Genomic DNA, 8,214 nt, shown 5'->3' with positions numbered 1-8,214 from the left:
GTGTGTTTGGCGACAACCAGTTTACCAGCACCCTGTCTGTCAACTTCCACTTTCCCAGGATCCCGCGAAGAACCAAAAATTATGCAGTTGAACCCGCTGGAGAGGCGCATGAGCAACATCCGACTGGTGCCCAAGGTGGTGCTGCTCATGGTGTTCAGCACCCTGCTGCTGCTGGCCAAACTCTGGTTCGATGCCAGCAACCTGGAAGCGACCCTGCTCAGCGAGGGCATTGATGCCGCCATGGCCAACACCATCGCCGATCGCCTGCTCTGGACCGGGCTGGTGGAGACGGCGCTCATGGGGGTCGTCTTCGTGGTGCTGCTGCTCACCGGCTCCCGCCTCATGGTCAAGCAGGTCCACTACCTGGTGGGGCTGCTGGAGCGTTTCGCCAACAAGGATCTCAGCCACAGCGTGCTGCTCAAGTCCCGGGACGAGTTCGGCGACATCGCCAAGGCGGTGGCCCACTCCCAGGAGAACCTCAAGGAGGTGTTCGGGACCCAGCGTGCCGCCTGCAAAGAGCTCAACGAGATCGCCTCCCAGGTGACTCTCTGCATGGATGAGGCGAACGAGGCCATCAACGAGGAGTTCACCCAGATTGAGCAGCTTGCCAGCGCCATGAGCCAGATGGTAGGTGCCATTCGAGAAGTGGCCAACCACGCGGAGCAGGCGTCCCACGCCACCGCCGAAACCAGCCAGCTGGCCGAGGAGGGCAGGCGCTGCGTGGCGGCTACCGTCAACACCATCGACACTCTCTCCGGCAACATCCAGCGCTCCTCCACCGTGGTCAACGAAGTGGAGCACGGGGTCGATCGCATCGGCTCCGTGGTGGACACCATCCGCAGCATCTCCGAGCAGACCAACCTGCTGGCCCTGAACGCCGCCATCGAGGCCGCCCGCGCCGGTGAGGCGGGTCGCGGTTTTGCCGTGGTCGCCTCCGAGGTGCGCGAACTCGCGAACCGTGCCCAGGCGGCCACCGTCGAGATCCAGAAGATGATCGAGCAGCTTCAGGGCAACGCCCGCCAGGCCGTCGGCCTGATGGCCGAGAGCGTGCAACAGGCGGACAAGGGGGTGGAGCAGGTAACTCAGGCTGGTACCCAGCTCGACACCATAGTGCAGCGGGTGCAGGGAGTGGCCGACATGAACCGCCAGATCGCCGCCGCCTCCGAGCAGCAGAGCTCTGTGGCCGAGGAGATGAATGCCAACCTGGAGCAGGTCAAACAGGTGGTGGAAGGCTCCGTCGTGGTGCTGCGGGAGCTGAAAGATGCCTCCGAACTGGTGGAACACCACAGCCAGACGCTGGACAGCCATATCCAGGCCTTCAAGCTGGCCTGATGCTGGCGCCCATCGTCAAACCTACAGGCTGGCCTGAGGTCGTGATTTGAGTACACTGGAAGGCCCCCTTAGGGGCCTTTCTTTTTTCATCACGGCAAGGAGCCAGGATGCAGACTACAGAACCTGCGCTTGAGATAAGCGACGACAAGGGGCGCCTCGACGTCCCGCTCATTCACCGTTTCCTCAGTGAAGAGGCCTACTGGTGCCTCGGCATTCCCCTCGCCACCCTGCAGCGGGCCATCAACCACTCCCTGTGCTTCGGAGCCTATCTCGACGGCCAGCAGGTCGCCTTCGCCCGGGTCATCACCGACAAGGCCACCTTCGGTTATCTCGCCGACGTCTTCGTGCTGCCCGAACATCGCGGGCGCGGTCACAGCAAGGCCCTGGTGGCAGCCATCCTCGCCCACCCGGAGCTGCAAGGGCTGCGCCGTCTCTCCCTCGCCACCTCCGATGCCCACGGCCTCTACGCCGGTTTCGGTTTTGTGCCGCCGAGAAGCCCCGGCAGCCTGATGGAAATCTACGACCCCGAGATCTACCGGCGTCCCTGAGCCCGGCCGATCGCCAGATCCGTCGCCGGATCACCTTCCGGGCAGCGGCGCTGTGACGCCAGCGCCCGGGAGTGCTAGATTGGCAGCCGGCATTTCACTCTCCCTGCAGACTCGTCAACCACAAGGATGGCAACCGTGGCCCAGCACTCTCCCTCTTTCTCCGCCTTCTCTCCCTTGTTGCAGGAGCAGGCCCTGCGCCACTGGCAGCGGCTGCTCGCTCTGGCGCCCCAGTATGACGCACTGCCCGAGCCCACCCGCCAGACTCTGCTGACCCTGCTCGGCCTCTCCGACTTTGTCGCCGACTCCCTCATCAAGCAGCCGGGGCTGCTGGCCGAGACCCTGGCATCGGACGCACTGACCCGGGCCGAGCGCTGGCCCGCCTATGAACCTGAGCTCGCAGCCCTGCTCGCCGAGGTCGCGGACGAGGAGGCGCTCAAGCGCATCCTGCGCCAGTTCCGCCGCAGTCGCATGCTGGTGATCGCCTGGCGCGAGCTGCTCGGGGAGTCCGAGGTCGAAGAGAGCTTCATCCATCTCACCAAGCTGGCGGATGCCCTCATCTGTGGTGCCCGCGACTGGCTCTACGCCAAACAGTGCAGCGAGCTGGGCACCCCCATGGACGGCGATGGCAACCCCCAGCCGCTGCTCATCCTCGGGATGGGCAAGCTCGGCGGCGGCGAGCTCAACTTCAGTTCCGACATCGACCTTATCTTCACCTTCCCCGAGAACGGCTACACGGTCGGCGGGCGGCGGGAGCTCGCCAACCAGCAGTTCTTCATCAAGCTGGGGCAGCGTCTCATCAACGCCCTCCACCAGCCCACCCAGGATGGTCAGGTGTTCCGGGTCGACATGCGGCTGCGCCCCTTTGGCGATGCGGGGCCGCTCGCCATCTCCTTCGCCGCCATGGAGGACTACTACCAGCATCACGGCCGCAACTGGGAGCGCTACGCCATGGTCAAGGCACGGGTGCTGGGCCCCCAGTGCGAACACGCCATGGCCCTGACCGAACTGCTGCGCCCCTTCGTGTTCCGCCGCTACATCGACTTCGGCGTCATCGACGGCCTGCGCCAGATGAAGGCGATGATCGCCGCCGAGGTGCGCCGCAAGGGACTGGAGGGCAACATCAAGCTGGGGGCCGGGGGCATTCGCGAGGTGGAGTTCATCGCCCAGGCGCTGCAACTCATCCGTGGCGGGCGCGAGCCCGCCCTGCGGGTACGCCACCTGCCCGAGGCGCTGGCCGCCATCGCCCAGGGGGGTGCCCTGGAGGGGAGCCAGTGCGAACGCCTGCTCACCGCCTATCGCTTCCTGCGCCGGGTGGAAAACATCTTGCAGGAGATCGGCGATCAGCAGACCCAGACTCTGCCCACCGAGGATCGGGATCGCCAGCGGCTCATCGCCACCCTTGGCTTTACCGACTGGGACGCCTTCATGGCCCACCTCGATGAGGAGATGGCCGCCGTCCATCAGGAGTTCGTCGCCGTGGTGGGGGAAGAGAAGGAGGCCCCCGCCCACCTGGAACAGCTCTGGCTCGATCTCTGGCGCACCGAGCTTGATGCCGCCGAGCTGGAAAAACTGCTGACCACGCAGGGAGTGGTGGAGCCCGCCCCCCTCTGCGCCGCCCTGCTGCGTTTCAAGGAGGAGTACAAACGCCGTCAGGTAGGGCCCCAGGGGCGCATCGCCCTGGACTGGCTGATGCCGGAGCTGCTGCGCCTGGTGGTGGCGAGCCGCGAGCCTGCCCGCCTGTTCGAGCGGGTCTGCACCCTGCTGACTCGCATCTTCACTCGCAGCGCCTATCTGCAACTGCTGGCGGAAAACCCCGCCGCCCTGCGCCAGCTGGTACGCCTGTGTGACGAGAGCAACCTGGTGAGCGAGCAGCTGGCCCGCTACCCCATCCTGCTGGACGAGCTGCTGGATCCCCAACACCTCTACCACCCCACCCCGCTGGATCAGTACAAGCCCCAGCTGCGCCAGTTCCTGCTGCGCATCCCCGAAGAGGACGTGGAACAGCAGATGGAGGCGCTGCGCCAGTTCAAGCAGGTGCAGCTGCTGCGCATCGTCGCCGCCGACATCGCCGGTGCCCTGCCGCTGATGAAGGTGAGCGACCACCTCACCTGGCTGGCGGAGGCGATCACCGAGGAGGTGGTCAATCAGGCCTGGGCCCAGATGAGCGAACGCTACGGGGTACCGCCCGAGGTGGCGGTGAGCGGCCAGCGCGGCTTTGCGGTGGTGGCCTACGGCAAGCTGGGGGGCATCGAACTCGGCTACGGCTCGGATCTCGATCTGGTGTTCCTGCACGGCGGCGACCCCAACAGTTACACCGATGGCCGCAAGCCCATCGACAGCCGCCAGTTCTACCTGCGCCTGGCCCAGCGGATCCTGCATCTGTTCAGCACGCGCACTCCGTCCGGCATCCTCTACGAGATCGACATGCGGCTGCGCCCCTCCGGCGACGCCGGCCTGCTGGTCTCATCGCTGTCGGCCTATGAGCAGTACCAGCAGCAGGAAGCCTGGACCTGGGAGCATCAGGCCCTGGTGCGAGCCCGTCCCATCTATGGCGATGATACCGTGGTCGCCGAATTTGCCCGCATCCGCCGCGACGTGCTGGCCAAGGAGCGGGATCTGCCCACCCTGGCCCGTGAAGTGCGGGAGATGCGCCAGAAGATGCGGGATCACCTGCTCAAGGCGGGAGAGGGAGAGTTCGATCTCAAGCAGTCCCCCGGCGGCATGGTGGACATCGAGTTCATCGCCCAGTACCTGGTGCTGGCCCATGCCTGCGGTGAGCCGGATGCACTCACCCGCTGGTCAGACAATGTGCGCATCTTCGATGAGTGCGTAATGGCGGGGGTACTCACACTGGAGCAGGCGGAGGGGCTCAAGCAGGCCTATCTGGAGATCCGCAACCTCGGCCATCGCCTCAATCTCTCGGAGATCTCCCGCAAGGTGGGGGACGATCAGTTGCCGCGAGAGCGGGGCCATGTGCTGGCGGTCTGGCAACAGCTGCTGGGAGAATAAGCAGAAGGGGCGCCATGGCGCCCCTTCTCGTTGACGGGAGGCTTGTTGAAGATGACCTAACGCCCGCCCGCCACATCGATAAAGGTGCCGGTGGCATAGGAGGCCTCGTCCGACAGCAGCCAGGCGATGGCGGTCGCCACCTCACGGGGTTCGCCGCCCCGTTGCAGGGGAATATTGCCTTTGATCCTGTCCACCCGGCCGGGCTCGCCGCCGTCGGCATGCATCTCGGTGTAGATGAAACCCGGACGCACCCCGTTGACCCGGATCCCCTGAGCCGCCAGCTCCAGCGACAAGCCTCTGGTCAGCACGTCGACGGCCCCCTTGGCGGCGGCATAATCCACGTACTCCCCGGGGGAGCCCAGCCGGGCAGCGGCCGAAGAGACGTTGACGATGGCGCCCCCTGCCGTCATGCGGCGCACCGCCTCGCGGCAGCAGAGAAAGCAGCTGGTGACATTGGTGGTCAGGGTCTGGTTGATGCGCTCGGCGCTCATCTCCAGCACCCGCATCTGGGGCTGCAACCTGCCGGCGTTGTTCACCAGATGAGTGACGGGGCCGAGCCGCGCGTCCATCTCCTCGAACAAGCGCACCACCTCGGCCTCCACGCTGACATCGGCCTGCACCGCGATGCACTCGACCGGATGGGTGGCCAGGATCTCGGCCACCACCGCCTCGGCGGACGCCCTGTCCTGACGATAGTTGAGACAGAGATGGTAACCCTGAGCCGCCAGATAGCGGGCTGTCGCGGCCCCGATACCTCTGCCACCGCCGGTGATCAGCACCCGTTTGTTCATGAACCCTCCTGGTTCCCGGTTTCGATGACTGCTTCGCATAGTACCTCATGTTGGCGACCACACCTCGTCCCGTGACGCCCGGCAGCACAGCAAAGAGCCCGCACGGGGCGGGCTCTTGATGACAACACCGGGAGGTTGGCTATTTGAACAGGCCCTTGAGCAGCTGGTCCGCCACCCCCTTCACCCCTTCGTTGTCGGCCTTGTCGCCCAGCAGCTTCTTGAGACCGCGCTCGGCCTCCTTGCGGGCCTTCTCCTCCAGCACCTTGTTGTTGCTGAGCAGAGCCTTCACGTCGAGCTTGTAGCTCGGCGCCTGCCAGTGGCCGCCGATGCGCACCGGTATGGTGATGTCCTTGAGCTCATCCACCGTCTTGCCCCCCTGCCCCTTGCTGCTCTCCACCACGGAGGTGAGGAACAGGAAGTCGAGGGTCTCCGGCACCAGGGTGGTCTGGCCCTGCCCCTTCACCCGCAGGGCGGGGGCAAACAGCTGGATGTCATCGCTCCTGGCAACCCCGTTGGCAATCTGGAAGCTGGCGGTGAGGGCGCTGAAGTCGGTCTTGCGCACCTCCTTCACCTGATCCGCCCCCTTGCCGGTCAGGGTGGCCCGCGCCTCGCGGATCATCTCCGCCAGGTTGATGCCGTGCAGGGCGCCATCGCTCAACTTGAGGTTCACCTTGCCCTGCATCCGGCTGCGCAGCGCCTGCTCGGAGAGTCCTGAGCCCTGCGCCTCGACCTCCAGATCCCCCTTGCCTTCCAGCAGGTCGGTCTGGGCCAGGGTCTGCAGCAGCGGCCGCACTTCGACTCCCTGCACCCGCTTGTGCACCTGATAGCGGGCCGGCTGCTGACGGGCATCGAGCAGACCGCTCGCGGTCACCTGGCCGCCGGCCACCCCGGCGCTGAACTGCTTGAGGGTGAGCTGACCACCGGCCAGGGCCAGTTGCAGATCGACGGCGCTCAGATCCAGCCCCTTGAGGCGCAGGCTGCCCAGTTGCAGGCGGCCAGCCAGGTCCACCGCCTTGAGGGCGGTCAGATCAGGCTCTACCGTGGAGAGCGCCCTGTTGGCGGGCGCCGCAGCCTGCTCCTTTGCTCCGGCCGGTGCAGCCGCCCCTGACGTGGCGGCAGCGGGCGCGGCCTTGGCCGATTGACCGAGCCAGGCGTCGAGATCGAGCTTGTCCCCCTTGAGGTCAAAGTCCACTTTGGGTACGGCCCCCAGACGAACGGCGCCGCTGCCGCTGAGCAGAGCATCATCCACCCCCATCACCAGGTTGCTGAGGGCGACGGCCTGCTTGTCCAGCTCGGCGCGGGCAAAGCCCGCCAGCTTCACCTGCATCTGCGGGCGCGGCAGAGAATCACCGCTGAGCTTGGCGGCCAGCACGCCATCCGATATCTCCAGCAGTTGCCGGTTTTCATCGAGCCGCGCCTTGAGGGTCCCCTCCAGCGTACCGGCCAGGGTCGGCTTGTCCGCCGCCCCCTGTGCCCCGCTGAGGCTAAGGCTCAGACTGCTCCACTCCCCCAATGCCAGCCGGTCGGCCTTGAGGGTGAAGGAATCGAGCCGCTGCGCCGGCTGGTTCAGGCTGCCGCTGAGATTGAGATCCTTGAGCTCGCTCTTCATGGCCTCCTGGGCCAGCTTGAGCTGGGCCGACCCCTTGAGATCAAACGCCAGCTCACCCTGGGCCCCCTTGGCGGCCAGAGTCACCGGTACCCACTCCCCCGGGGTCAACTGCCCCAGATCGAGATCCAGCCGGTCGAGCCGGGAGACGGTACCGTTGCGATCGTCCCGCACCAGGGCGCTGGCATCCACCAGCGCGATGCCTTGCAGGCTGATCTGCCAGGGCTGCTTGTCACTGGCGGCTGGGGGCGTCGTTGCGGCAGGCTCGGAGGCCGCCTCCTCCTTGGGGTCGGCGGAGGCCTTGAGCAGGTCACTCAGGTTGGAGCTGCCGTCAGCCTTGGTCTGGATAAAGAGATGGGCGCCGCTCAGGGTCACCTTGCCGATCTCAAGCCGGTGGGAGAGCAGCGGCAGCAGGCCCACCGAGGCCTCCCCGCGCGTGAAGCGCACCAGGTCGGGCTCGGCGAAACCGGCGGGGTTGCGCAGCGCCACCTGCTCGAGGGAGAGGCCGAGGCTTGGCCAGAAACGCCAGCCGATATCCCCTTGTATCACCAGCTCGCGGCCGGTGCTCTTGCGCACCTGCTCCGCCAGCTGGGGCTTGAACTGGTTGGGATCGATGAGGGACACCAGGGCGGCGATGGCCACCACGGCCGCCAGCGCCAACCCCAGCAGGATGTAGATGATCTTCTTCACGATGGACTCCTTGAATGCGGATCTTGTGGCTGACTATACCACCGGGGGGATGACAGATGGGGCCCTTCAGCCAAAACGGGCCAGCGGCGAGACAGGGATAGTCGCAGCTAGTGCTGCCAGCGCAGCTCTTCCAATGCGCGGCAATAAAAAGGGCCCCGCAGGGCCCTAATGCCAGTCAGTTAAGCCTGACTGGCATTGTTTTTACTAGGTTTTCTCGTCGCATACTTCTGTGGTTTGG

5 protein-coding genes are annotated in these 8,214 nt (G+C 65.8%); 3 read left to right on the top strand and 2 right to left on the bottom strand.

The window, feature by feature from the left end; translation table 11 throughout:
* The first annotated feature begins 81 nt into the window (after positions 1–81).
* From PG896_RS19875 to glnE, 3 genes are all read left to right on the top strand, one after another.
* The gene (locus PG896_RS19875; RefSeq protein ID WP_200164386.1) at positions 82–1,332 is read left to right on the top strand and encodes a methyl-accepting chemotaxis protein; all 1,251 of its coding nucleotides are present in this window, start codon (positions 82–84) and stop codon (positions 1,330–1,332) included.
* A 107-nt stretch (positions 1,333–1,439) separates the two neighbouring features.
* On the top strand, positions 1,440–1,880 hold the full coding sequence (locus PG896_RS19870; protein ID WP_039040551.1) for a GNAT family N-acetyltransferase: 441 nt from the start codon (positions 1,440–1,442) through the stop codon (positions 1,878–1,880).
* A 135-nt stretch (positions 1,881–2,015) separates the two neighbouring features.
* Positions 2,016–4,889 (top strand): bifunctional [glutamate--ammonia ligase]-adenylyl-L-tyrosine phosphorylase/[glutamate--ammonia-ligase] adenylyltransferase, encoded by a 2,874-nt coding sequence (glnE, locus tag PG896_RS19865; protein WP_270836122.1) that lies wholly within the window; start codon positions 2,016–2,018, stop codon positions 4,887–4,889.
* Positions 4,890–4,945: 56 nt separating this feature from the next.
* Here the strand turns inward: glnE and PG896_RS19860 are convergent, their stop codons facing one another.
* Complete coding sequence (locus tag PG896_RS19860; protein ID WP_270836121.1) at positions 4,946–5,680, bottom strand: SDR family oxidoreductase; 735 nt, start codon at positions 5,678–5,680, stop codon at positions 4,946–4,948.
* 139 nt (positions 5,681–5,819) lie between these two features.
* A complete protein-coding gene (locus PG896_RS19855; protein WP_161470284.1) occupies positions 5,820–7,976 on the bottom strand; it encodes an AsmA family protein in 2,157 nt (718 codons plus the stop codon).
* Between the last annotated feature and the right edge of the window lie 238 nt (positions 7,977–8,214).

The organism is Aeromonas sp. QDB30 (assembly GCF_027707645.1).
Classification (GTDB): domain Bacteria; phylum Pseudomonadota; class Gammaproteobacteria; order Enterobacterales; family Aeromonadaceae; genus Aeromonas; species Aeromonas caviae.
This window is presented reverse-complemented; position numbering and strand designations above follow the sequence as displayed.

What these genes read in the sequence shown, in the direction of transcription:
- PG896_RS19875 (WP_200164386.1), top strand. Translation starts at nt 82, where the DNA reads ATGCAGTTGAACCCGCTGGAGAGGCGCATGAGCAACATCCGACTGGTG.
- PG896_RS19870 (WP_039040551.1), top strand. Translation starts at nt 1,440, where the DNA reads ATGCAGACTACAGAACCTGCGCTTGAGATAAGCGACGACAAGGGGCGC.
- PG896_RS19860 (WP_270836121.1), bottom strand. Translation starts at nt 5,680, where the DNA reads ATGAACAAACGGGTGCTGATCACCGGCGGTGGCAGAGGTATCGGGGCC.